Raw genomic sequence first — 25,773 nt, 5'->3', positions numbered from 1 at the left:
CGGATGTTGCCACGGACGCAACAGTGGTGGTCACCCCGGGCAGTGCCGCCCGGACGGAGGCTCCGAGGAGGAAACCCCCATGAAGACACGGACCCTGATCGGTTCCGTGGTCGTGGTCGCCCTCGCCGCGTTGTCCCTGCAGGGATGCGCGATCGTGAACGGCAGCGGCGACGACCCGAACACCCTCCGCGTGATGATGGGCGCGGACACGACCTACCCCAAGGAACGCAAGCAGTGGCAGCAGGACACGGCCGCTGAGTTCAAGCGCACCACCGGAGCCGACATCCAGTGGGAGACGTACTCCTCTGCACAAGAGGAACTGACCGCCATCCAGACGAGCGTCATCTCCGGGCAGGGCCCGGACGTCTACGCGATCGGCACCACCTTCACCCCGACCGCCTACGCCACCGGCGCCTTCGTCCAGATGGGCGCGAAGGAGTGGAAGGAGGTCGGCGGCAAGGACCAGTTCGATCCGGCGTCCTTCGGGATCTCGGGGCCGAGCGCCTCGAAGCAGATCGGGATCCCGTTCGCCAGCCGTCCCTTCGTGATGGCGGTGAACAAGGACCTCCTCGCGAAGGCCGGGATCACCGAGATGCCGACCACGTGGGACGAGCTCACCGCGGACGCGAAGGCGACCACCAGCGGTGACGTGCACGGCCTGGCCGTCGCGTACGCCGACGGCTTCGACCCGTGGAAGTTCATCTGGGGCATGGCCGAGAACGCCGGCAACACGATCGTGGACGGCAGCAAGGCCGAACTCGACGCGGACGCCGTGCAGAACGCCTACCGCACCTACTTCGACTGGGTGACCAAGGACGGCGTCGTCGACAAGGCCGCGATCGGCTGGAACAACGCGCAGGCCCTCGCGCAGTTCACCGACGGCAAGGCCGCGTTCTTCCCGATGACCACCACCACGGCGATCAACTCCTTCAAGGGCACCAAGGTGGACGGCGACTACGAGTTCGCGCTGCTGCCCACCGTGCCCCCGGGTGCGACCGAACGTCCGGCCGACGGGATCGAGGCGGCGAGCATCCTCTCCGGCGACAACTTCGTCGTCGCGGACTACGGCACGAAGCAGGACCTGTCGTTCGACTTCATCAAGCAGGTCAGCTCCAAGAAGGCGCAGCTCGAGTACTACGACCTCTTCGGCAACCTGCCGACGAACGTCGACGCAGCCAAGCAGCTCGCGGACCAGAACCCGCAGCTCAAGCCGATCATCGACGCCGGGAAGCTCTCGAAGCCGACCGCCTTCACCGGGGCGTGGTCCGACATCCAGCTCGCCCTCGTCGACGTCGTCGTGCAGTCGATCCCCTCGCTGAAGAGCGGCGAGGTCACCGACGACCAGCTCCGGAAGCGTCTGCAGGACGCGCAGGAGGACGCCCAGTCCACGCTCGACCGTCAGAAGAACGGAGGTCTGTGATGACGACCACGCAGGCCAAGCCCCAGACGCACCACGAGGTGCGCCCGCACGGCACCACCCCGCTCTACAAGCGCGAGCGTCCGCTCTGGATGCTCATCCCCGGCGGCGTGCTGATGCTCGCCATCATCGTGGTCCCGCTGCTCGTCGGCTTCTGGATCGCGATGCTCGACCTCGACCAGTACACGCTGCGCCAGTGGTTCAGCGCCCCGTTCGTCGGGTTCGCGAACTTCGCCGAGGCGATCACGGACTCGCCGCTCCTGCACTCCATCTGGATCTCGTCGTCGCTCGCGGTGCTCGTCACCGCCGTCACCGTACCGATCGGCGTCGCGGCGGCGATCTCCACCCAGAACCGGTTCCCGGGCCGCGGTCTGGTCCGCTCGATCTACCTCATCCCGTACGTGCTCCCCGCCTTCGTCGTCGGCACGTTCTTCCGGACGATGCTGCAGCCGCAGGGCGTCGTGAACGCGATCTTCCACACCGACGTCCTCTGGCTGAACGGTGCCGCGTCCTACTGGGCCCTCGCCGCGGTCATGGTCTGGACGTCGTGGCCGTTCGTGTACCTGCTCAGCCTGGCGGGCCTCCAGGCCGTCGACCTCGAGGTCCACGAAGCCGCATCGCTCGACGGCGCGACCTGGTGGATCAAGCTCCGCTACGTGGTCTTCCCGTACCTCCGCGGACCGCTCAGCCTCGCGGTGATCATCGCGATCCTGCACAACATCAACAACTTCACGCTGCCGTTCGTGCTGTTCGGCATCCCGCTGCCCTCGAGCGTCGAGGTCATGCCGGTCCTGACGTACATCGCGAGCTTCCAGTCCTTCCGCTTCGGTCTGTCCGCGGCGATGGCGATCTGCTCGCTGATCATCGTCGCCATCCCGCTGTTCGTCTACCTGCGGGCCGTCCAGCTCGACACCGGTGACGACGCCGGGCCCAGCCGCAAGCAGCGTCGCGCCGACCGCGCAACGCTCGCCGCCCCGGCCGCCGCCGACATCGAGGGAGCACGCGCATGAGCGGCTACAGCGCCACCAGGACCCGACCGACCGCAACGCTCACCGAGAGCATCACCTCGGCCGGCAACACCAAGCGCCACAAGCGCCCGTACGACACCGACGTCACCCGGCTCCTGCCGCGCTGGCTGCTCATCGTCGTGATCGCCGTCATCATCGCGTTCATCGCCGTCCCGGTGCTCTACATCGTCTTCGGCTCGGTCAACTCGGACGTCGCGGTCGCCCGCGGTGAGTACTTCCCGTCCGAGTTCACCCTCGCGAACTACGTCGACATCTGGTCGACGGTCGCCCTCGGCGAGGGGCTGGTCAACAGCATCCTGACCGCCGGTGCCGTCGCCGTGGCGAGTGCCGCACTCGCCGTGTCGACCGCCTACGTGCTCGTCCGGTTCCGGTTCCTCGGGCGCCTGACGTTCCTCCGCGGCCTGCTCGCGCTGCAGTCCATCCCCGGCACGCTCCTGCTGCTGCCCGTCTTCGTGGTGTTCTCGAACATCGCGAGTGCGACCGGCGTGCAGATCATCGGCACCCGGTGGGGGCTGTTCGTGACGTACCTGACGTTCGCCCTGCCGTTCTCGACGTGGGTGATGGTCACGTACCTCCGTGGGCTGCCGAAGGAACTCGAGGAGGCCGCCCGCATCGACGGCGCCTCGTCGACGAAGATCCTCACGAAGATCGTGCTGCCGCTCTCGTGGCCGGGCATCGTCGTGTCGGCGATCTTCGCCTTCCTGCTCGGGTGGAACGACGTCCTGTTCTCCACGATCATGACGACCCCGAACACGCGCACCGTCGCCGTGGTCCTGCAGGTGCTCGGCACCACGCAGGAGGGCGGAGCCGTCCCGATCTACGGCCAGATGATGGCTGCCTCCATCGTGTGTGCGGCGCCGGTCGTCGCGCTCTACCTCATCTTCCAGCGGTACCTGGTGGGCGGTCTCACCGCCGGCTCCGTCAAGTGAACCTGGTGGGCGGGCGGTCTCACCGCCGGCTCCGTCAAGTGAACCTGGTGGGCGGGCGGTCTCACCGCCGGCTCCGTCAAGTAGCGAGTTGTCCACAGATCGGACGGGAGGCCCGGCGCGCGTCCGCCGCGTCGGCCACCCTGGTCCTCATGAAGGGAACGAAATGACCCAGCTCAGTTGGGAGCTCACCGGCTTCGGTGACGAGATCGACGCCGACCCCGCGATCCAGGTCGCGGTCCTGCAGGCGCTCGGCGCCAGTGCGATCGAGGTCCGGAGCGCCTGGGGGGTGAACGTCGTCGACCTCGACGACGACCAGCTCGCCGGGCTGCACCGCCTGTTCGAAGAACGCGGCCAGACCGTGTCCGCGATCGCATCGCCGATCGGCAAGGTCTCCGTCGACGAACCCGTCGAGCACGAGCTCCAGCGACTCGGCCGTGCGATCGCCGCGGCCCACGCGCTCGGCACGAAGTACATCCGGATCTTCTCCTTCTACCACGAGGGCCGCCAGCCGGAGGACGTCCGTGACGCCGTCCTCACGCGGATGCGCGCACTCGCCGAGCTGGCGTCCCGCGAAGGCGTGGTCCTGCTGCACGAGAACGAGAAGGACATCTACGGCGACGTCCCCTCGCGCGTGCTCGACATCGTCGAGAGCGTCGGTTCCCCGGCACTCCGGCTCGCCTGGGACAACGCGAACTACGTCCAGTGCGGCGTCCAGCCGTACACCGACGGCTGGGCGCAGCTCGCCCCGTACGTCGAGTACCTCCAGGTGAAGGACGCCCTCGCCGCCGACTCGTCGGTGGTCCCGGCCGGGGAAGGCGACGGGGAACTCCTCGAGACCCTCACCGCCCTGCGCGACGCCGGGTACTCCGGGTACGCGTCCCTCGAACCGCACCTCAGCGACTTCACCTCCCTCGGCGGGTTCTCCGGCCCCGCGGCGTTCGGCCGCGCGGGGCGAGCCCTCCGCACCCTCACCGACCAGATCGGAGTGACCCTGCGATGACCGCAGACACCACAGCACCCCTCAAGCTCGCCGTCGTCGGCGCCGGCGTCATCGGTCGCCACCACGCCCGCGTCGCGCTCGCGAACGACGGCCTCGACGTCGTCGCCCTCGTCGACGCCATCCCCGAAGCCGCCACCAGCGCCGCCGACGAGATCGAGGCATCGGGTGCACCCCGCCCGCTCACCACGTCGACGATCGAAGAAGCCATCGCGCAGACCGACATCGACGTCGTCGCGATCTGCTCCCCGTCCGGCATGCACGTCGCACTCGCCGAAGCGGCGCTCGCCGCGGGCAAGCACGTCGTCATCGAGAAGCCGCTCGACACCACGATGCCCCGGGCCCGTCAGATCGCCGCGCTCGCCGCGTCTGCTCGTGACCGCGGCCTCGTCGTCAGCGTGATCAGCCAGCACCGGTTCGACCCGGCCTCGGTCGCCGTGGCGCAGGCCGCGCACGGCGGGGGCTTCGGACGGGTGACCTCCGGCCTCGCGAGCGTCGCCTGGTACCGCTCGCAGGGCTACTACGACTCCGGCGACTGGCGGGGTACCTGGGACCTCGACGGCGGCGGCGCGGTGATGAACCAGGGCGTGCACACCGTCGACCTCCTCGTGTGGACCCTCGGTCGCCCGGTGGAGATCTCCGCCCAGATCGGGCTCCTCGCGCACGACCGGATCGAGGTCGAGGACACGGCGGTCGCCACGGTCCGCTTCGAGAACGGCGCGCTCGGCGTCATCCACTGCACCACCGCCGCGTACCCGGGTCTCTCCGCGCGCTACGCGATCTACGGCACGCACGGGTCCGCCATCGTCGACGACGACCGGCTGGCCTACTTCCACGTCGCGCCGGACGCCGCCACCCTCGAGTCCGCATCGACGACCGCGAACGCCACGGCGGTCGCGGACGCCGTCGACCAGAAGGCCGACATCGTCCCCCCGGAGCACGTCGTCGGCGGCCCGCAGGAGTCAGAGCACTTCCTCGCCGGCCACGGACGCCAGTACAGCGACATCGTGGACGCGATCCGCAACGGGCGGGAACCCGGCGTGACCGTCGACGCCGCGCTGGTCTCGCTGGCCACGGTCCGCGGACTGTACGTCAGCGCGACGCTCGGCCAGCCCGTCCGCATCGACGACGTGATCGAGGGCAAGTACGACGACGTCGTCCCCGTCGTCCCGGCAGCAACCGCAGCAGAAGGAGCGAACCGATGAAGTTCTCCGTGTTCACCGCATCCACCCCGGACTGGACCCCGGAAGCGGCCGCGACGACCCTGGCCGAACAGGGCTGGGACGGCATCGAGTGGCGCATCGTCGACGACCGCCCGGCCGAGGGCACCACGGTGCCGGCCGAGCAGTCCTTCTGGGCGGGCAACAACGCCACGTGGCAGTTCACCGGCATCCAGGACCGCGTCGGCGACATCGCCCGCATCACGGACGCAGCGGGGCTCGAGTACTCCGGCATCGGTGGCTACCAGCAGGCCGCGAACCACGACGGCGTCGAGACGATGCTCCGCGTCACCAGCGAGCTCGGCGCCCGCCAGGTCCGTGTCAGCATGCCGATGTACCGGCAGGAGAAGGAGCGCACCGGCGAGACCTACGCACAGGTCTTCGACCGGACCCGCGCCGACCTCGAGTGGGCGGTGTCCCGCGCGACCGAACTCGGTGTGAAGGCGCTGGTCGAGCTGCACCACATGACGATCACCCCGTCGGCCTCGGCTGCCCTGCGGCTCGTCGACGGCCTCGACCCGGAGCACGTCGGCGTCATCCACGACCTCGGCAACCTCGTCATCGAGGGGCAGGAAGACCACCTCGCCGCGTTCGAGCTCCTCGGCCCGTACCTGGCGCACGTCCACGTGAAGAACGCCCGCTGGGTCGACACCGGCGACACCCGGGCCGACGGCAGCGCCATCTGGCAGAACCAGTGGGCACCGCTCCGTGCCGGTCAGGCATCCGTGTCGGACTACTTCGCGGCGCTCGGCACCCACGGGTACGACGGCTGGGTCACGGTGGAGGACTTCTCCACCGACCTGCCGCTCGCGGCCCGCACCGCGGACAACCTGGCGTACCTCAAGTCGCTCGTCCCGGTGTCGGCATGACCGAGCGCCGTCGCGGCATCGTGCACCTCGGGGTGGGGGCGTTCGCGCGCGCCCACCTCGCCTGGTACACCGAGCACGCGTCCGGAGCGCCGTGGGGGATCACCGCGTTCACCGGGCGCTCGCCGGACGCGGCCGATGCCCTGACGGCGCAGGACTGCCGGTACACCCTGGTCACCCGGGCGGCGGACGGTGACTCCGCCGAGGTGATCGACACGATCGTCGCCGCCCACCCGGGCAGCGACTCCGACGCCTGGACGAACGCGCTCGCGTCCCCGGAGACCGCGATCGTCACACTGACGGTCACGGAGCAGGGCTACCGATCGGGGGCCGACGTCCCGGCTCGCCTGGTCGCCGGCCTCGACGCCCGACGCCGGGCCGGAGCGGGGCCGATCGCGCTGATGAGCCTCGACAACCTCACGCACAACGGTTCGGTGCTGCGCGACGCGGTCCTCGGTGCCGTGACCGACGAAGCGCTCCGCGCCTGGATCGACGCGAACGTGTCGTTCCCGAGCTCGATGGTGGACCGGATCACCCCGGCGACCACGGCCGCGGACGTCGCCGGGCTCGACGCGCTGCCCGGGGCGCTCGACGGGGACCGCGTCCCCGTCGTCACCGAGCCCTTCGCGGAGTGGGTGATCGAGGACGCGTTCCCCGGGGTCGAGCGCCCCGCGTGGGAGACCGCCGGCGCGCGCGTCGTCGACGACGTCACCCCGTACGAGCAGCGGAAGCTCTGGCTCCTGAACGGCTCGCACTCCCTGCTCGCCTACCTCGGCCTGCAGCTCGGGCACGAGACCGTCGCCGACGCCATGGCCGACCCGACCTGCCGGACGGCGGTCGAGCAGCTGTGGGACGAAGCCGCGCTCGAGCTGCCCCTCCCCGCCGAGGAGATCGCCGACGCCCGCGCGGCGCTCGTCGACCGGTTCGAGAACCCGCGCATCCGGCACACCCTCACCCAGATCGCCTCCGGCGGTTCCGAGAAGCTGCCCGTCCGGGTCGTGGACGTCCTGCGGCACCGCCTCGCCCGCGACCCGTCGGCCGGCATCGGCCCCGGTGCCGCAACCCTCGTCGCCGCGTGGTGGCTGCACGTGACCACGCAGCCGGAGCTCGTGAACGACCCGGGCGCTCCCGGTGCAGGCTCGGACGTGCACGACGTCCTCGCCGTGATCGCCCCTGAACTCGACACCACCCCCGTCGTCACCGCGGTGACCGCCGCAGCCGACCGCATCCGCGCGGCCAGTGCCCGCGCATCCGAAGGAGTACCAGCATGACCGACGCCGACCAGGCCCCGACCGGCACCACGAACCCGGCGGCCCCCGTCCCCGGCGCGACGGACGACCGAGCCGCCGACGCGACATCGGGTCGTCCGGACACCTGGCCGTCCGCCGACCGCGGGCAGCTCATCGAGCAGGCCGAGGTGATCGTCACCAGCCCCGACCGCAACTTCGTCACGCTGAAGATCACCACCGCTGACGGCGTCACGGGCCTCGGCGACGCGACGCTGAACGGCCGTGAACTCGCGGCTGCCGCGTACCTGTCCGAGCACGTCGTCCCGCTGCTCATCGGCCGCGATGCCAGCCGCATCGAGGACGCCTGGCAGTTCCTCTACCGCTCGTCGTACTGGCGTCGCGGCCCGGTCACGATGGCCGCGATCGCCGCCGTGGACATGGCGCTCTGGGACATCAAGGCGAAGGTCGCAGGGATGCCGCTCTACCAGCTGCTCGGCGGCGCATCGCGCACCGGGCTGATGGCGTACGGGCACGCCTCCGGCAAGGAACTGCCCGAGCTGTTCGACTCGATCCGCGCGCACCAGGAAGAGGGCTACCGCTCGATCCGCGTGCAGACGGGTGTCCCCGGGCTGGAGTCGATCTACGGCATCGCGTCGAACAAGACCACCGAGGGCAACACCGGCGTCCGGTACGACTTCGAGCCGGCGCAGCGTGGTGCCTTCCCGGCGATGGAGGACTGGGACACCCGCGCGTACCTCCGGCACGTGCCCACCGTGTTCGAAGCCGTCCGCAACGAGTTCGGCCCCGAGCTGCCCCTGCTGCACGACGGCCACCACCGGATGACCCCGCTGCAGGCCGCGAAGCTCGGCAAGTCGCTCGAGCCGTACGACCTGTTCTGGCTCGAGGACTGCACCCCGGCGGAGAACCAGGAAGCCCTGAAGCTCGTCCGGCAGCACACCACGACGCCGCTCGCGATCGGTGAGGTCTTCAACACGATCTGGGACTTCAAGGACATCATCCGCGACCAGCTCATCGACTACGTCCGCGGTGCCGTCACCCACATGGGCGGCGTGACCCCGCTGAAGAAGACGATGGACTACGCCGCGATGTACCAGATCAAGTCCGGGTTCCACGGGCCGACCGACATCTCGCCGGTCGGGCTCGCGGCGCAGATGCACCTCGGTATGGCGATCCACAACTTCGGCATCCAGGAGTACATGCAGCACGGGGACCGCACGAACCAGGTCTTCCAGCAGACCTTCACGTTCACCGACGGCTACCTGCACCCGGGCGACCAGCCGGGTCTCGGTGTCTCGCTCGACGTGGACGAAGCGGGCAAGTACCCCTACGAGCAGGCATACCTGCCGTTCAACCGCCTGGCCGACGGCACCGTCCACGACTGGTGAGCGGGCGCGGGTAGCCTCCGGGGCGTGGACATCGACACGCTCGCGGAGGCAGCCCGCGACCTCCTCCGGAGCGCGCCGGCGGACTTCGTCGCCGAACGCACCGCACGGCAGCGGGCCGCCCGGAAGGACGACCGGGACCTCGCGGCAGCGATCGGGAAGCTCCGGAAGCCCGCGCCGGCCGCCTGGGTGATCGACCTCCTGGCAGCGGACGGTTCGCTCGACGAGGCGGTCGACCTCGGCCCCGCGATCCGCGAGGCCCAGGCGAACGCCGACCCGAAGGAGATCGCGGCCCTCCGGCGCCAGCGGTCGAGCGTCGTCGGCGCCCTCGCGCAGGCCGGCGCGGACCTCGCTTCCGAAGCGGGACACGAGGTCACCGCGGCGGTGGTCGACCAGGTCCGCGCCACGATCGAGGCCGCGATGGCCGATCCGCACGCGGGGGCGGCGGTCCGCTCGGGACTCCTGGTCCAGCCGCTCGAGAGCGCGGGGTTCGACGACGTCGACCTGGACGGCGCGCTCGCGGTGCCGGACGCGGTCCCCGATGCCTGGTCCGGCAGCGATGCCCCACCCATCCCCATCTCGGAGGGGAGACGGAAGCACAAGCCGGCCCGAGCCTCCCGGCCGGAGTCCCGAGACGAGCCGCAGCCGACCCCGGAACCCGAACCGAAGCGCGACCCCGCTGCCGACCGCCGCGCCGCCCGCCAGGCCGAGACCGCCGCGCGGGCGGAGTCCCGCGATGCCGACGCGGCACTCGACGCGGCCGAGACCGACCTCGAGGCCGCCGAGGAGCGCCGAGCCGAACTCCAGCGCGACCTCGAGCGCGCGACCGCCGAGATCGAGCGCCTCGAACACGCTCGGGACGACGCCGAGGCCGCGAGCGACAGCGCGCGGGAACTCCTCGCCGCCGCGCAACGGCACCGCCGCGACCTCGGCCGCTGACCGCCCGCGGATTGCGCGACACCGCACGCGTCCGGACGGTGCGGCGACGATCTGGTTCGATCAGGCTTGAAACCGAAGGAGCCTCAGCGATGCCACGAGATCGTCAACCCCTCCGAGAGCACGGCTTCCGTGTCGTCACGATGGTGATCGGCATGGTCGTCGGACTCGCCGCCGTGTTCTTCGTCCTCCCCGCGATCACGGGGCGTGAGAACCGCGGGCCGTTCTGGGCGTACGGGCTCGGCTTCGCGGTGGCGATCGTCATCGGCGGCGGTGCGCTGGTCCTCGGACTCGCCATCGGCCAACGCATCGTGGGAGACCGCATCGAGGCGGCGGTCCGGGAACCCGGTGAGAAGTGGCGGCACGGGCGGTTCACCGTCACGCCGACCGGGGTGACCTTCGAGCGCTACCGGTGGCAGATGCGCATCCCGAGCGGGAAGAAGACCGAGTTCACGGGCGTCCGCCTCGGCCCCGACACGGGGAGGCGACCGCCGTGGCGTCAGCTCTGGACGATCAACCCGCAGCTCCACATCGTGACGCTCGACTCCGAGCAGGGACGGTACGAGGTCGCAGCGATGCCGAGTCGACTGCAGGAGTTCGACCGGCGCCTCGGCGAACCCCAGCTCGACCCGCGCTGACGACAGCACGGGCCGTCTCCGCGCTGTAGACAGCCGCGTCCACTTGCCGGGTGGCCACCGCGGGCGTACCGTGCAGCCACCCGACCCGAGGGGTGCTCATGCGAGTCAACGTCGTCCGCATCACGATCGCCACCGTCGCCGCGTTGTGCCTGGGACTGTTCCCCGTCGCCACCGCTCCCGCCGTTGCTGCGGCCGCCGTCTCGCCGATCCACGTCGTGTCGTCCGTGGCGTCGATCGCCGCGCCGAACGGACCGGGTCTCCGCCGACCGCATCCTTGCGCCGTCACATCACCGGGAGGGGTCCCGGCGTCCCTGTACGCCGAGGACGCGACGCTGTCGGCGGGGTACTGGTTCGAGGAGTGCCGCGTCGGGGCGTCCGTTCACCTGCGGAACCTGACCCCGTCGGTGTGGACGATCGACCTCCTGCGGTCCGGCGCCCTCGACCCCAGGCCGACCCGATCCGCCGTCGTCGCACGGTTCGAGCTGTTCCACAGCCAGTACCCGCCGGCGACCCTCCTCGACGAGACGATCGCACCGGGAGAGACACTCGTCTTCCGGGACGTCGACCAGTTCGTGCTCACCCACGACCTCCGGGCGACCGCGGCCTGGCTCACGACCCGAGCGACCTCGAAGTGGTTGCGCGACGTCGCCGAGATCGACCTGCCGAAGGAACGGATGATTGCCGCGGCGGAACGGTCCGGGACGGTCGGGGCCGCGCTCGCCGCCTGTTACAGCGCCGTCGAGACCGTCTCCGGACAGTGGGAGTACCTCAGCAGCGACGACGTCGTCACCCGGAGCACCGCGGTGCTCTACGCCGGGATGAAGACGAAGTCGTGTGTCGGAGCGCTCCGGACCGCTGCCGCTGACTCGACGGTGGTCCGCGCAGCCGAGTCGGACGGCGACTCCCTGCTGCGCACCGTGACGCTCAGCGTCGGCGAGACCGCGTCGGTGTCGGCGTTGGAGCGGTTCGGCCCCTTGCTGCGCACTGCCCTCGCCGCCCGGTGAGCCTCCGGGGTCCCCTCGTGCGGTGTACTCATCACCTCGGATGAAAAGCGCCGCCGCCGCTCGCTGACCGCCCGAGCGTCCCCATACGCTCGGCGTCATGACCTCCACCCTCCGCCGGTTCCGGCACCTCCTGGCACCCGCTGCCGGCGCCGTGTACCTCGTGCTCTGGATCGTCGCCGAGGCCGGCCGCTCCGGGCTCGCGGACCACGTCCTCGTGGTGTCCGCCCTCGCGGTGGCGATCGGTCTGGCGAACTGGATGCCGTCGACCGCCCTCGGGCTCGTCGTCGTGGTGCCGCTCCTGCAGGCGTTCCGGTTGCTGCACCGGCCGACCGACACGACCTGGCCGGAGTACCTGGCCATCGCGATCGTCGTCGGCATCGTGGGTGCCGGACGGTCGGACCTCCTGCGATGGCTCGCGGTGCCCGTCCTCGCGGTCGCCAGCGTCGCCGCCGCGTGGGCGATGGTCGTCCCCACGGTCGCGGACCCTGACGTGTGGGGACTCTGGGTCGGCTCGTCGACCGGGACCCGGACGAACCTGGCGTTCATCGCGCTGGCGATCGCCGGGGCGAGCGGCATCGGGTGGGCGGTCGGCGTCGCGATCGGGGCGACGTGGCGGATCGGGCTCGCTCGGGTGCGCGTCGTCGAGGCCGAGCGGGAGACCGAGGTGACGACCGGTGAACTCCATGCGGAGCAGGAGCGGGCGCGGATCGCCCGGGACGTGCACGACTCGCTGGCGCACTCGCTCGCGGTCGTCGTGTCGCAAGCCCAGGGTGCCGCGGCGATCGTGGTCCGGGACGAGCACGCGGCGCGGGCGTTGCAGGACATCGCCGATGTGAGCCGGTCGGCACTCGGCGACGTCCGCGCACTCGTGGAACGGATCCAGGGCGCTGGCGACGACGCACGGCATGGTCTCGAGGACGTGCCGCCCCTGGTCGAGGACATGCGCGAGCTCGGGATGACCGCGTCGTTCGAGCAGCACGGCGCACCGTCCACCATGGCTCCGGCCGTCGGCTCCGCAGTGCACCGCATCGTCCAGGAGAGCCTGACGAACGTCCTCAAGCACCAGGGCCGGACCGCCACGGCACGCGTGGTCCTCGACTGGCGTGGACCGGGCCTCGGCGTCGTGGTGACGTCGACCGGCGGCGCACCGCTCGTCGAACTCGACGGCGCGGGTTCCGGGATCGCCGGGATGCAGGAGCGGGCACGGATCGCCGGCGGGTGGCTCCGCGCCGGCACCGGTGACGCGGAGCACGAGTGGGTGGTGACGGCGTGGCTGCCGACCGTCGATGCCCCCGCCGTGGCGCCGATGCTCGAGGTCGCACGGTGATCCGCGTCGCCGTCGTCGACGACCAGCGGCTCTTCGCCTCCGGCATGCGGATGCTCGTCGACGCCCAGGACGACATGACCTGCGTCGGGACCGCGGCCGACGGCGCCGAAGCTCTCGAGCTCTGTACCACCGAACACCCCGACGTGCTCCTGCTCGACCTGCGGATGCCCGTGATGAACGGCATCGAGACCCTCGCTCGCCTCGCTGCTGCGGACGACGACCGGCCCCGCGTGGTCGCCCTGACGACGATCCGCCGCGACGACGCGGTCCTCGCCGCCCTCCGCGCCGGAGCCGCCGCGTTCCTGACGAAGGACGCGCTCCCCGAGGTCGTGACGGCCACGATCCGGGACGTCCACGAGGGCAGACCGGCGCCGACCGAGTCCGAGGCCCTCGAACTCCTCCGCGCGCAGGGCACCCCTGTCGAGCCGGACCGCCGGGACGAGGTCCTCGACGCCCTCACGGCCCGCGAGCGCGAGGTGTTCCTGCTCGTCGCGAAGGGCCTCAGCAACGCGGAGATCGCCGCGAGCGTGTTCCTCAGCGAGGCCACCGTGAAGACCCACGTCCGCGCCGTGCTGATGAAGCTCGGCCTCCGGAACCGGATCCAGGTCGTCATCACCGCACACGAACGCGGCCTCGTCCGCGCCTAGGGGGAACCATGCAGATCACCAGTCGCGCCGCGAAGACCGGCACGCTCGCCCTGGTCGTCATCGGCCTCGCCGCCGGCGTCGTGCACGGCCTGCCCGAGCCCGCCGACGTCGCCGTCTCGCCGACGACCGAACGGGATCCGGGAGCCTGGACGATGCCCCTCGACGGCTACGTCCAGCCGGGGGGCCGGAAGGACACCTACGCACTGAACCTGGTCATCCAGCCGTGTCTCCGCGCGGCCGGCATCGACTTCCCGGTGCCGTGGGCGACGATCGCCGGGCTCGACGCGGTCTCCGACCAGGACGAGACACCGGAGCGGGGCAACACGTCACCCGCCCTCGCCTGGAGCGAACCGCTCGACGCCGAGACAGCTCGGACACGCGGCTACCACGGCCCGTCGACGGTCGGCGCGAACGAGGACGGCATGACGGCGTGGGGTGAGGACCCGAAGCGGAACGCGGCGTTCGCCGACGCCTCAGAGCAGGAGACCACCCGGTGCTTCCGGCAGGGCTACCGCACGCTCGGCACCGACGACGCGAGCGGCGCCGTGCAGAGCGCCTCGATCGTGGCGAAGGGCTTGACGTACCTCGCCGCGACCGCTGCCCGCGAGGACGACACCGTCGTCGCAGCAGCCGCGAAGTGGCACGCGTGCATGGCGCCGGCCGGGCTCGCGGACCTCCCGGCGTCGCCGAACGGGATGCCCTCGCAGTCGATCCGGATGGACTACGGAACGAACATCTCCTCGACGCCCGTGCAGGACCCGGAGATCACCATCGCGAAGCGGGACGTCGCCTGCCAGGAGTCCTCCGGCTACCGGAGTGCGCTGTACGACGCGGAGTGGAGCCGCCTCCGGCACGTCACGGCGAGCGACGCGTCCGTGCTCCGGAAGGCGGAGGCGGACCAGCTCGCCGTCGATCGCCGACTCGACGCGACGATCCGGCGCCTCGCGCCGGCCGCACCGGCCGACGTCGACTGACGCGCGCCGCGACGCGACGCGACGCGCCGCGCTCCGGGTGCCGGGCGTCGGGCGCCGCGCGTCGGGGGTGGGGAGCTGCCATGGGGGGAGCGCCCCGCGCCCGGCGTGCGTCACCACCGGACGGGAGGCTCGGTGCCGGCCCGAACCGAGCCTCCCGCCCGGCACCCACGCGCGTTCCCACCCATCACGCGCGCACTGGGAACACGAATCGCGCGTAGGAGGTCGAAAGAACCGACCCCCTACGCGCGATTCGACCCCCTACGCGCGTTTCGACCTCCTACGCGCGATTCGACCCTCTACGCGCGGAACGGCCACCCCGCACACCCCGCACCACACATCGTTACCCAACAGTTGTCGTCTTTGACGAACCCCGTTGGAGCGGTCTAATCTCGGACACCATGCTTCGGGCCGGCGATGGTCCGCCGGGGCCGAGCCCCGGGTACAGGACTCGCATCATCGCCGACCTCCCGCTTCCCGCAGCCACTGCGCGGGCAGCGCGGAACGGCGCGCGGCGCACCCCGGAGACATGCCGCGATGCCGGGTCGAGCACTCCGGGGCACACCAGAGAGACGACGCATGTCGGACGTCAACCGCAACCGCGCTGCCACACTCACGCCGCCCAACGGGGTCACCGCCCCACCCAACGACACACCGTCACCGGACGAGGCGCCATCCGCAGGTCCCGGCGACGCCGTCGCTTCCCGGGAGGGCCTCCTCGCCCGCCTCGGCATCCCGCACCCGCTCCGCTGGGGCTTCCTCGGGGTCCTCGTCTTCATGACCGGCGACGGCATCGAGTCGAACTTCATCGCCCCGCACATCGCGGGTGCCCTCGGGGCCGGCGGCACCGACAGTGCCGCGATGGTCATCGGGATCTACGGCGTCGCCGTCCTGGTCGCCTCGTACTTCGCGGGCGTGCTCTCCGAACTCTGGGGACCGCGCCGGGTGATGACCATCGGCGCGGCGCTCTGGGTCGTGTTCCAGGTCACGTTCCTCGCGGCGCTGCCGACCGGGTCCGTCGGACTCATCGCGCTGACGTACTTCCTCCGCGGTCTCGGCTTCCCGCTGTTCGCGTTCTCGTTCCTCTGCTGGGTGAACCACACCGTCGCCCGCGAGCGGAACGCCACCGCCGTCGGCTGGTTCTACGTGGTGTTCACGGGAGGCCTGCCGACCCTCGGCTCCCTCATCGCGATCGGCAGCATCCCCGCGTTCGGCGGCGCGGCGACGGGGGAGACCTGGTCGATGGCGCTCTCCCTGCTGTTCGTCGTCGCGGGGTGGGCGTTCGTCCGCTTCGGCGTGCACGAGCGCACCGGCCTCGGGCGCATCGCCCCGCGCGAGCACTCCGCCGCCAGGGTGATCGCGAGCGGCATCGAGGTCTGCATCACGCGCCCCAAGGTCCTGCTGGCCGTCGTGATCCGCCTCGTGAACACGGCGCCGGAGTTCGGCATGTTCGTGATCATGCCGGCCATCATCGGCACCGAGCTCGGCTGGGGGCAGTCGAAGTGGCTCACCATGACCGTCATCGTCTACGCGGGCAACATCGTCTTCAACGCGTTCTTCGGCGCACTCGGCGACCGCATCGGCTGGATCCGCACCGTGAAGTGGTTCGGCATCGCCGCCTCGGCCCTCGGTCTGCTGGCCTGGTGGTACGTCCCGCACCTCGTCCCGGCCGGTTCGGAGTGGGGCTTCTGGCTCGCGACCGCCGCAGGCACCGTCTTCGGCATCATGCTCGCCGGCTTCACGCCGATGGGCGCGATCGTCCCGGCCTTCGCGGGCGAGGAGCGTCGCGGCGCGGCGATGGCGATGTACGCGACCGCGGCCGGCGGGGCCACCTTCCTCGGCAACGCCGTCGTCAGCGCGGTCCTGCCGTGGGGCGGACCCGGCGGCGTGGTCTGGACGTTCGTCGTCCTCTACGCACTCGCGTTCACGGTCCTGTGCTTCCTCAAGGTGCCACACGAGGCGGAGGCGTCCGGGCACTAGGCCGGACCGAAGGGCGGACGGGAGGCTCGGTGCCAGCTGGCGCCGAGCCTCCCGTCCGCCGTGGATGCGGGTTTTCACCCATCGCGCGCGCGATCGAAAGTCGAATCGCGCGTAGGAGGTCGAAAGAACCGACCTCCTACGCGCGTTTCGACCCCCTACGCGCGATTCGACTTCCCACGCGCCGTTCCGGGCCGTGTGCGACACGCCCGGACGGGTCCTGCTAGACTTGCGGACGACTTCGGCGAGGGTCGCGTACGCGCGGCCGTGATCGACGCGGTGGGAGACCCGGCTGACCTCTGGGAACGTTCCTCACGCGTGCACGCGTTCGAGTTGCAACACCACAGACCCCACGATGCCGGCATCCCGGTGTCGTTCCCCACACCAGGAGGCACCATGGCCGACTACACCAAGCTCGCAGCGGAAGTCCGCACCAAGTTCGGCAAGGGCGCTGCGCGCAAGATCCGTGCCAGCGACAAGATCCCCGCGGTCGTCTACGGCCACGGCACCGAGCCGGTGCACATCTCGCTGCCGGGTCACGAGACCATGCTGCTCGTCCGTACCGCGAACGCGGTCGTGGACCTCGACATCGACGGCACCGCGCAGCTCGCCCTCGTCAAGGACGTCCAGCGTGACCCGGTGCGCCAGATCATCGAGCACATCGACCTCGTCGTCCTCCGCCGTGGCGAGAAGGTCACCGTCGACGTCCCCGTCGTCATCGAGGGCGAGTCCTTCTCCGGCACCATCCACGTGCAGGACCTCAACACGATCTCGCTGCTCGTCCTCGCGACGGACATCCCCGAGCACGTCGTCGTCGACGTCGAGGGCCTCGAGGACGGCACGCAGATCCACGCATCGCAGCTCACCCTCCCCGAGGGCGCCGAGCTCGAGACCGACGCCGAGGCGCTGGTCGTCGCGATCGTCACCCCGCGCGGCACCGCTGACGACGACGCCGCGGACGAGGCATCGGCTGAGGCCGGCGCCGAGTCCGGTGCCGAGGGCGGCTCCGAGCCGGTCTCCGAGTAACACCCCGTTCGGGACGTCTGGTCGACGCTGGTGACTGATCGTTTGCACGTCGTGGTCGGGCTCGGGAACCCCGGGCCCGACTACGCGGGCCACCGTCACAACGTCGGCCAGATGGTCCTCGACGAACTCGCTGCGCGCATGGGCGCGAGCTTCAAGAAGCACAAGACCCCGAACCAGGTCGCCGAGGGGCGCCTGGTGCCGGGTGGCCCCCGCCTGGTGCTCGCCAAGCCGGGGTCGTTCATGAACACCTCCGGCGGCCCGGTGTCGTCGGTGCTCGGGTTCTACGGTGCCACCGCTGCCGACCTGATCGTCGTGCACGACGAGCTCGACCTGCCGTTCGACACCGTGCGCCTCAAGGGCAACGGCGGACACGGCGGGCACAACGGGCTCCGCGACATCATCAAGGCCACGGGTACGAACGAGTTCGCCCGGGTGCGCGTCGGCATCGGCCGCCCGCCCGGTCGTCAGGACCCGGCCGACTACGTCCTCCGCGACTTCTCCCCGACGGAGAAGAAGTCGCTGCCGATCCTGATCGGCGACGCCGCGGACGCGGTCGAGGCGATCGTGGACCTCGGGCTCGTCGCCGCGCAGCAGCGCGTGCACGCGCCGTCCTGACCTCTGGCGCCCGGCGCTTCGTTCGCCCGTCGCGCACCGGGCGGTCCTTGTCGGACGTCGCCGGTACCATGTCCTGAGTGACGATCTCGGGCATCATCCCTGCGCTCTCGCGCGCCTCCGCGTTCGATCGCGTCCTCCGCGCCGCACCCCGCGACGCCGACTTCTCGGTGGTCGACGGCCTGCGTGTGCCACTGCTCGCCGCGCTGATGGCCGAGCGGAAGGGCCCGCAGTGCGTCCTCGTGATCACGGCCACGGGTCGTGAAGCCGAGGCGGTCCGCGGTGCCGTGTCGAGCTACCTCCCCGAGGCGCAGGTCCTCGAGTTCCCCGCGTGGGAGACCCTGCCGCACGAGCGCCTGTCGCCGAGCGCGCAGACCGTCGGCACGCGCATCGCGACGCTCCGGGCGCTCCAGGCCTGGGACGACGCCCCCGCCGCCGACCGGCCGACCACGGTCGTCGTCGCCAGCGTCCGCGCAGCGCTGCAGCCCATCGCCGGCAACCTCACCGCGCTCGCACCGGTCGTGCTGCGCACCGGGTCGCGGGGCAACGACCTCGGGGCGATCGCCGCGCAGCTGGTCGACCTCGCCTACGCCCGCGTCGACCTGGTCACTCGTCGTGGCGAGTTCGCCGTCCGCGGTGGCATCCTCGACGTCTTCCCGCCGACCGCCGACCACCCGGTCCGCGTCGACTTCTTCGGCGACGAGATCGACGGCATCAAGGCGTTCTCCGTCGCGGACCAGCGCTCGACAGAGGACGACCTCGGCTCCGTCGAGCTGACCGCCTCGCGCGAACTCCTGCTCAGTGACGACGTGCGCCAGCGTGCGCGGGAGATGCTGCACGAGTTCCCGAACCTGTCGCAGATGCTCGCGAAGGTCGCCGAGGGCATCCCGGTGGAGGGCATGGAGTCCCTGGCACCGGCCCTGGTCGAGGAACTCGTCCCCATGACGAACTACCTGCCCGCGGACGCCACCATCGCGGTGTTCTCGCCGGAGCGGGTGAGCGGCCGTGCGCACAGCCTCGCCGAGACGAACCAGGAGTTCCTGCAGGCCGCGTGGAGCGCCGCGGTCGCCGGGGCCCAGGCGCCGATCGACCTCGACGCCGGCAACTTCCTCACCGTCCCGCAGCTCCGTGCCACGCGGGGCGACCGCACCTGGTGGACGGTCTCGCCGTTCGACTCGGGCCTCGACGAACCGCTGAGCGACGCCGACGCCGCGGCCGAGGCGGGGGAGTACGTCCGCGTGCGCGCCGACGCCGTCCCGAGCTTCGCTGGCAGCGCCGACGGGGCCATCGCGCACGTCAAGGCACTCACCGAGGACGGCTGGGCCGTCGTGGTCACCGCACAGGGGCAGGGCCTCGTCGAGCGCGCCGTGCAGGTCCTCGCCGACGCCGGGGTCGCGGCCCGCGCCGAAGCGGTCACCGCGCCGCCGCAGCCCGGCATCGCGATCGTCACGACCGCAGTGGTCGAGCACGGGTTCTCCATCCCGGACCCCCGCATCGCCGTCCTGTCCGAGGCCGAGTTCTACGGCCGCACCGCGCAGCAGGGCGCCCGCACCGTCAAGAAGCTCGCGAGCCGCCGCAAGAACGTCGTCGACCCGCTGCAGCTCAAGCCGGGCGACGTCGTCGTGCACGCCACGCACGGCATCGGCAAGTTCGTCGAGCTCGTCTCGCGCGAGGTGTCGAGCGGCGGGCGCAACGCGGTGAAGACGCAGCGCGAGTACCTCGTGCTCGAGTACGCGCCCTCGAAGCGCGGGTACCCGGGCGACAAGCTCTTCGTGCCGACCGACCAGCTCGACCAGCTCTCCCGGTACGTCGGCGGCGAGTCCCCGACCCTGTCGAAGATGGGCGGCTCCGACTGGTCCGCCGCGAAGTCCAAGGCCCGCAAGGCCGTCCGTGACATCGCCGTCGACCTCGTGAAGCTGTACTCCGCGCGCATGGCCTCGAAGGGGCACGCGTTCGGCCTGGACACGCCGTGGCAGCGCGAGCTCGAAGAAGCGTTCCCGTTCGCCGAGACCGCCGACCAGCTCACCACCATCGACGAGATCAAGCGCGACATGGAGCGCCCGATCCCGATGGACCGCCTGCTCTCCGGCGATGTCGGCTACGGCAAGACCGAGGTCGCGATCCGCGCCGCGTTCAAGGCCGTGCAGGACGGCAAGCAGGTCGCGATGCTCGTCCCCACGACGCTCCTCGTCCGCCAGCACATGGAGACCTTCCAGGAGCGCTTCGCCGGGTTCCCGGTGCACCTCCGCGCGCTCAGCCGGTTCCAGACCGAGAAGGAGTCGAAGGAGACGCTCGCGGGCCTCGCCGACGGCACCGTCGACATCGTCATCGGCACGCACCGGATCCTCTCGCAGGGCGTGCAGTTCAAGGACGTCGGCCTCGTCATCATCGACGAGGAGCAGCGCTTCGGCGTCGAGCACAAGGACCAGCTCAAGAAGCTCAAGACCAACGTGGACGTCCTGGCGATGTCCGCGACGCCGATCCCGCGTTCGCTCGAGATGGCGGTGACGGGCATCCGTGAGATGTCGACCCTCGCCACCCCGCCGGAAGACCGCCACCCGATCCTGACCTTCGTCGGCCCGCAGTCCGACCTGCAGGTGGCCGCGGCGATCCGGCGCGAGATGCTCCGCGAGGGCCAGGTCTTCTACGTGCACAACCGTGTGAAGGACATCCAGTCGGTCGCGGCGCACCTCGCCGAGATCGTCCCGGACGCCCGCATCGCCGTCGCGCACGGGCAGATGTCCGAGCAGACCCTCGAGCAGGTGATGGTCGACTTCTGGGAGCGCCGCTTCGACGTGCTCGTCTCGACGACCATCATCGAGACGGGCCTCGACATCGCGAACGCGAACACGCTCATCATCGACCGCGCCGACAAGTACGGGCTGTCGCAGCTGCACCAGCTCCGTGGTCGTGTCGGTCGTGGACGTGAGCGCGGGTACGCGTACTTCCTCTACGACGCCGACAAGCCCCTCTCCGAGACCGCGCAGGACCGCCTCGAGACCATCGCGGCGAACAACGAGCTCGGTGCGGGCATGCAGGTCGCGATGAAGGACCTCGAGATCCGCGGTGCGGGCAACCTGCTCGGCGGTGAGCAGTCCGGCCACATCGCGGGCGTCGGCTTCGACCTGTACCTCCGCATGATCGGCGAAGCCGTGTCCCAGTTCCGCGGGGACGTCGCCGAGGGGCAGACCGAGCTCCGGCTCGAGATCCCCGTCGACGCGCACATCCCCGAGGACTACGTCGAGTCCGAGCGGCTCCGGCTCGAGGCGTACCAGAAGCTCTCCGCCGCCTCTGCCCCGACGGCGCAGCACGACGCGATCGACATGGTGCTCGACGAGCTCACCGACCGGTACGGGCAGCCGCCGGAGGCTGTCCAGACCCTGGTCGAGGTCTCAAGGCTCCGGCGGATGGCGCAGCAGGTCGGGCTCTCCGACGTGGTCGTCATGGGGTCGAACCTGCGGGTCGCGGGCAAGGAGCTCGCCGACTCGTCCCAGGTCCGGCTGAAGCGGATGTACCCAGGCGCGAAGTGGTTCCCGCAGCAGAACGCGTCGAGCATCCCGATGCCGCGTCCGCACGGCGAGGCCCTGCCCGACGACGGCCTGATCGAGTGGGTCGAGAGCATCCTCACCGCGGTCTACGGCGCGGCTGCCCCGGCGGAGGCGCCGGCCGCGTAGCACGCTGCGCCACCCCGGACGGGAGGCCCGGTGCCAGCTGGCACCGGGCCTCCCGTCCGGCGTCAGCGCACGCTCACCGCGCTCGCGTCTGCGCGCGCTCGCAACCAGCGACAAGACCGTTGTCGTACGACAGCGACCCTGTCGTACCGACTCCGCCGAGATCGTTGCGTCCGCAAGCAACGACGAGACCGCTGTCGTACGACAACGAGGGTGTCGTTCCGAGTCCGAGTCCGAGTCCGAGTCCGCGGGCGCCGGGCGGAGCGGGTCGTGGCGGACGCACCCCGCGGCGCTACTCGGTGGACTCGGCCTCGGAGAGCTCGCGGCGCGCGCGGTACTGGCGCGCCCGGATGCTGACGACGATCGCCGAGGCGACCATCGCGATGCCCGAGCCCACCAGGACCGCGAGCACGCCCTCGTCGACGATCTCCTCGTTCGACGCGAACGCGAGCTCGTTCATCAGCAGCGAGACGGTGAAGCCGATGCCGCCGAGCACCCCGACGGTGACGATCGACATGAACGACAGCGAGGGACGCCCCGGACCGCGGAAGATCCGCGTGGCGACGGACCCGAACAGCGTGATGCCGATCACCTTGCCGACGGGCAGCGCCAGGACGACGGCCCAGAAGGTGGGGGAGAGCTCGCTGATGCCGACGGCGGGGATCATCACCGCAGCCGACGCGAACGCGAACACCGGCAGGACGATCGCGTTCGACCAGGGCTCCACGCGCTCGTGCAGGGTGTGCCCGGGGCGCCGGGGCAGCACGAGCCCGAGCGCGACCCCGGCGATCGTCGCGTGCACGCCCGAGTGGTACACGAGCCACCAGGTCAGGACGCCGAGCACGACCATCGCCGCGATCATCCAGGCCTGTCCCGGTCGACCGGGACGGAGCATGCGTCCGAGCAGCCAGAACAGGACCAGGACGACGGCGGCACCGCCGAGGGCGAGGAAGTGCGTGTCGTGCGCGAACACCACGGCGATGATGACGATCGCGATGAGGTCGTCGAGTACCGCCAACGCCAGCAGGAACACCCGGAGCGTCGACGGCAGCCCGCGCCCGAACATCGCGAGGACCCCGAGCGCGAACGCGATGTCGGTCGCCGTGGGGATCGGCCAGCCGTGCGTGTACTGCGTGCCGGCGGTCACCGCGAGGTAGATGCCGGCGGGGACCAGCACACCGCCGACGGCCGCGATCGCGGGGACGATCGCGGTCTTCGCGTTCGACAGCTCGCCCACGACGAGTTCGTGCTTCAGCTCGATCGCGACGAGCAGGAAGAACACCGCGAGGAGTCCGTCGCTGATCCAGTGCGCCACCGAGAGGTCGAGGCCCACCGCACCCCAGGGTGCGTGCAGGTGCAGCAGGTGTTCGAGGCCCGGGCCGGCGGGGGTGTTCGCCAGGACGAGGCCGAACACGGCCGCGGTGAGCAGGGCGACGGCGCTGAAGCGGGGGGAGCGGACGACTGCCAGCATGGGACTCCGTACGAGGGTCGGGAAACGGTCCGTCGACCAGACTTCCCGACACGCCACCCGCAACGATACCGGATACTGGCCCGATGACCGCCGTCTCCGACCTCATCGCCGTCGTCGACCGCCTGCTGGACCCGGACGGCGGATGCGTCTGGAACCGCGAGCAGACGCACCGCACCCTCGCGCGGTACGCGGTCGAGGAGGCGTACGAACTCGTCGACGCCATCGAGGACGAGGACGTCGGCGAACTCCGTGAGGAGCTCGGCGACGTGCTGTACCAGGTGGTCCTGCACGCGGGCATCGCCGCACGCGCCGGGGAGTTCGACCTCGAGGACGTGGCGGCGTCCGTGCGGGACAAGATGGTCCGCCGCCACCCGCACGTCTTCGGCGACGAGCGGGCCGACACCGTCGAGGACGTGGTCCGGGTCTGGCGTGCCGCGAAGGCGGCCGAGAAGTCGTCGCGGACGAGTGCGTTCGACGGGGTGCCGCGCGCGATGCCGCCGCTGGAGCGGGCGGTGAAACTGCTGGAACGCCTGGAGGAACGTGGGTCCGCCGACGCGGTGGTCGCATCCGTCGTGGAGCTGGCCGGGGCTGGCGCCACGCCCGTCGGTGCGTCCGGCGGTCCGGTCGCCACGTCCGACGTCGCGTGGGGCGTGTCGATGCTCGCGTCGGTCGCGACCGCTGAGCGCGACGGGATCGATGCGATCGAGAGCCTCCGCGCGGCGGTGCGGCTGCTGGAGACCGAGGGGCGCGCAGCAGCCGAGGCCTGACCAGCGTCGGACAGCGACGAGCCGAGGCCCGACCGTCGACGAGCAAGACGAGAGTGCGGGCGTCCTCCCAACCCGAAAAAAGGAGGACGCCCGCGAGCGGGCAGACGACGCCACCAGGGATAGTGGCGCCGGCAGGGAAGCCCGCTCGAACCGCGGGGCACACTGCAGCACGTTGCCCACGCGATCGGTTCGGAAGCGGATCAGGCGCTTCATGAACCGAGGTTCTGGATCCAGTATGTCAGTAGGTCGGATGGTCCGCAAGCCCGCGTCGCCGATCTGACAGGATTGACCCCATGGCGACGACCGTGACGGCACCCCGTGGCATGCGTGACTTCCTCCCCGCGGACAAGGCGCGTCGCGAGCACGTCCTCGGCGTGATCCGTGGCGTGTACGCGCGGCACGGCTTCGACGAGATCGAGACCCCCGTCGTCGAGGACGCCGCGCGGCTGCACTCCGGGCTCGGCGGGGACAACGAGAAGCTCGCGTTCGGCGTGATGCGGCGCGGCCTCACCGTCGAGGACCTCCGGAGCGCCGAGGCCCCGCTCGACCTCGCCGACCTCGGGCTCCGCTTCGACCTCACGGTGCCGCTCGCCCGGTTCTACGCCTCGCACCGCGCGGAGCTGCCGACCGTGTTCCGCTCCGTGCAGATCGCCCCGGTCTGGCGTGCCGAGCGTCCGCAGAAGGGGCGCTACCGGCAGTTCGTGCAGTGCGACATCGACATCCTCGGTGAGCCGGGACAGCTCGCGGAGATCGAGCTCATCCGCGCCACGACGGCCGCACTCGACGCGCTCGGGATCACCGGGACGTCGATCCGCATCAACGACCGGCGCATCCTCATCGCGCTCCTCGCCTCGTGGGGCGTCACCGACCCGACCGCGGCGGACCGGGCGCTCATCACGATCGACAAGCTCGACAAGATCGGCCCGGACGGCGTCGCCCGCGAACTCGTCGACACCGTCGGCGTCGACGTCCCCGACCTCGAGCAGACGATCCGTGCACTCGAGGACGCCGACTGGGCGAGTGTGACCGGCGCGCCCTGGCTCGACGCGGACGCGTTCGCCGACCTCCTCCGACTGCGCGAGGCGCTGCCGGGCGTCGACCTCCGCTTCGACCCGACGCTCGTGCGCGGCATGGGGTACTACACGGGGACCATCTTCGAGGTGGCGCACCCGGACTTCGGCTACAGCCTGGGCGGTGGCGGCCGGTACGACGGCATGATCGGCCGCTTCCTCGGCCAGGACGTCCCGGCGGTCGGCTTCTCGCTCGGCTTCGAGCGGCTCGTGGACCTCGTGACCCTGCCGGAAGCGGCGACCTCCGACGCCGTGGTGCTCGTGTACGACAAGGACGTCGACCCGGTGCGGCTCGCGGCGCTCAAGGGCGAGGCGCTCGAGCAGCACCAGCGTGTCCGGCTCGAACGACGGACCAAGAACACGAAGAACCTGCTCGCGGGGCTGGCGGCGCAGGGCTTCGGCGCGTTCGCCACCGTGAACGCCGACACCACCTCGCTCGCGGGTGTGGAGTTCCGCCCGCTCGCCTGAGTTCTCCACAGTCCGTCCGACGCGGCGCGAAACCGTTCATCCGTCGTCGGTAGGATCGACCCCGCAAGAACCACAACCGCAACGTGTAGGGAGTACCCC

Annotated in this window: 21 protein-coding genes; 20 read left to right on the top strand and 1 reads right to left on the bottom strand. The window is 71.0% G+C overall.

Annotated features, from left to right (window positions below; translation table 11 throughout):
• The first annotated feature begins 79 nt into the window (after positions 1-79).
• The 18 genes from EDF27_RS11050 (at position 80) to mfd (ending at position 21,901) form a co-directional block, all read left to right on the top strand.
• Positions 80-1,420 (top strand): extracellular solute-binding protein, encoded by a 1,341-nt coding sequence (locus EDF27_RS11050; protein ID WP_207909610.1) that lies wholly within the window; start codon positions 80-82, stop codon positions 1,418-1,420.
• Positions 1,420-2,427 carry a sugar ABC transporter permease gene (locus EDF27_RS11045; protein ID WP_132048797.1) on the top strand — a complete coding sequence of 336 codons (1,008 nt, stop codon included), beginning with the start codon at positions 1,420-1,422 and terminating at the stop codon, positions 2,425-2,427. Before EDF27_RS11050 ends, EDF27_RS11045 begins: the two co-directional genes overlap by 1 nt.
• Positions 2,424-3,374, top strand: coding sequence for a carbohydrate ABC transporter permease (locus EDF27_RS11040; RefSeq protein ID WP_243698308.1), 951 nt, complete (start codon positions 2,424-2,426; stop codon positions 3,372-3,374). The genes EDF27_RS11045 and EDF27_RS11040 overlap by 4 nt, the downstream gene beginning before the upstream one ends.
• A 163-nt stretch (positions 3,375-3,537) precedes the next feature.
• A complete protein-coding gene (locus tag EDF27_RS11035; RefSeq protein ID WP_123703186.1) occupies positions 3,538-4,374 on the top strand; it encodes a sugar phosphate isomerase/epimerase family protein in 837 nt (278 codons plus the stop codon).
• Positions 4,371-5,576: a Gfo/Idh/MocA family oxidoreductase gene (locus EDF27_RS11030; protein WP_123703184.1), complete on the top strand. Its 1,206-nt coding sequence runs from the start codon at positions 4,371-4,373 to the stop codon at positions 5,574-5,576. Before EDF27_RS11035 ends, EDF27_RS11030 begins: the two co-directional genes overlap by 4 nt.
• Entirely contained in the window at positions 5,573-6,460 is an 888-nt protein-coding gene (locus tag EDF27_RS11025; RefSeq protein WP_123654217.1) for a sugar phosphate isomerase/epimerase family protein, read from the top strand. Before EDF27_RS11030 ends, EDF27_RS11025 begins: the two co-directional genes overlap by 4 nt.
• Positions 6,457-7,728 carry a mannitol dehydrogenase family protein gene (locus EDF27_RS11020; protein WP_132048795.1) on the top strand — a complete coding sequence of 424 codons (1,272 nt, stop codon included), beginning with the start codon at positions 6,457-6,459 and terminating at the stop codon, positions 7,726-7,728. The genes EDF27_RS11025 and EDF27_RS11020 overlap by 4 nt, the downstream gene beginning before the upstream one ends.
• Positions 7,725-9,092, top strand: a complete 1,368-nt coding sequence (manD, locus tag EDF27_RS11015) for a D-mannonate dehydratase ManD (RefSeq protein ID WP_243698307.1) — start codon at positions 7,725-7,727, stop codon at positions 9,090-9,092. Before EDF27_RS11020 ends, manD begins: the two co-directional genes overlap by 4 nt.
• A 24-nt stretch (positions 9,093-9,116) precedes the next feature.
• On the top strand, positions 9,117-10,028 hold the full coding sequence (locus EDF27_RS11010; protein ID WP_123654215.1) for a hypothetical protein: 912 nt from the start codon (positions 9,117-9,119) through the stop codon (positions 10,026-10,028).
• Between the two features lie 89 nt (positions 10,029-10,117).
• Positions 10,118-10,663, top strand: a complete 546-nt coding sequence (locus EDF27_RS11005; RefSeq protein ID WP_132048793.1) for a hypothetical protein — start codon at positions 10,118-10,120, stop codon at positions 10,661-10,663.
• Between the two features lie 98 nt (positions 10,664-10,761).
• Positions 10,762-11,667, top strand: coding sequence for a hypothetical protein (locus EDF27_RS11000; protein WP_132048791.1), 906 nt, complete (start codon positions 10,762-10,764; stop codon positions 11,665-11,667).
• A 97-nt stretch (positions 11,668-11,764) separates the two neighbouring features.
• Entirely contained in the window at positions 11,765-12,994 is a 1,230-nt protein-coding gene (locus EDF27_RS10995; RefSeq protein WP_132048789.1) for a histidine kinase, read from the top strand.
• Complete coding sequence (locus EDF27_RS10990) at positions 12,991-13,641, top strand: response regulator transcription factor (RefSeq protein WP_132048787.1); 651 nt, start codon at positions 12,991-12,993, stop codon at positions 13,639-13,641. The genes EDF27_RS10995 and EDF27_RS10990 overlap by 4 nt, the downstream gene beginning before the upstream one ends.
• Before the next feature lie 8 nt (positions 13,642-13,649).
• Complete coding sequence (locus EDF27_RS10985; protein WP_132048785.1) at positions 13,650-14,615, top strand: hypothetical protein; 966 nt, start codon at positions 13,650-13,652, stop codon at positions 14,613-14,615.
• Positions 14,616-15,191: 576 nt separating this feature from the next.
• On the top strand, positions 15,192-16,592 hold the full coding sequence (locus EDF27_RS10980; RefSeq protein ID WP_132048783.1) for an RbtT/DalT/CsbX family MFS transporter: 1,401 nt from the start codon (positions 15,192-15,194) through the stop codon (positions 16,590-16,592).
• Between the two features lie 393 nt (positions 16,593-16,985).
• The gene (locus EDF27_RS10975; protein WP_123654210.1) at positions 16,986-17,615 is read left to right on the top strand and encodes a 50S ribosomal protein L25/general stress protein Ctc; all 630 of its coding nucleotides are present in this window, start codon (positions 16,986-16,988) and stop codon (positions 17,613-17,615) included.
• A 30-nt stretch (positions 17,616-17,645) separates the two neighbouring features.
• Positions 17,646-18,230: an aminoacyl-tRNA hydrolase gene (gene pth / locus EDF27_RS10970; RefSeq protein WP_132048781.1), complete on the top strand. Its 585-nt coding sequence runs from the start codon at positions 17,646-17,648 to the stop codon at positions 18,228-18,230.
• A 77-nt stretch (positions 18,231-18,307) separates the two neighbouring features.
• Positions 18,308-21,901, top strand: coding sequence for a transcription-repair coupling factor (mfd, locus tag EDF27_RS10965; protein WP_132048779.1), 3,594 nt, complete (start codon positions 18,308-18,310; stop codon positions 21,899-21,901).
• A gap of 289 nt (positions 21,902-22,190) precedes the next feature.
• Here mfd and nhaA read toward each other — a convergent pair whose 3' ends face one another.
• Positions 22,191-23,369: a Na+/H+ antiporter NhaA gene (gene nhaA / locus EDF27_RS10960; protein ID WP_185021651.1), complete on the bottom strand. Its 1,179-nt coding sequence runs from the start codon at positions 23,367-23,369 to the stop codon at positions 22,191-22,193.
• Positions 23,370-23,452: 83 nt separating this feature from the next.
• On the opposite strand from nhaA, the gene EDF27_RS10955 reads away from it, so the two are divergent.
• The gene (locus EDF27_RS10955; protein WP_132048777.1) at positions 23,453-24,136 is read left to right on the top strand and encodes a MazG family protein; all 684 of its coding nucleotides are present in this window, start codon (positions 23,453-23,455) and stop codon (positions 24,134-24,136) included.
• Positions 24,137-24,429: 293 nt separating this feature from the next.
• Positions 24,430-25,674, top strand: a complete 1,245-nt coding sequence (gene hisS, locus EDF27_RS10950) for a histidine--tRNA ligase (protein WP_132048775.1) — start codon at positions 24,430-24,432, stop codon at positions 25,672-25,674.
• Positions 25,675-25,773: the final 99 nt, after the last annotated feature.

This window comes from Curtobacterium sp. PhB136, from assembly GCF_004346855.1.
Classification (GTDB): Bacteria; Actinomycetota; Actinomycetes; order Actinomycetales; family Microbacteriaceae; genus Curtobacterium.
This window is presented reverse-complemented; position numbering and strand designations above follow the sequence as displayed.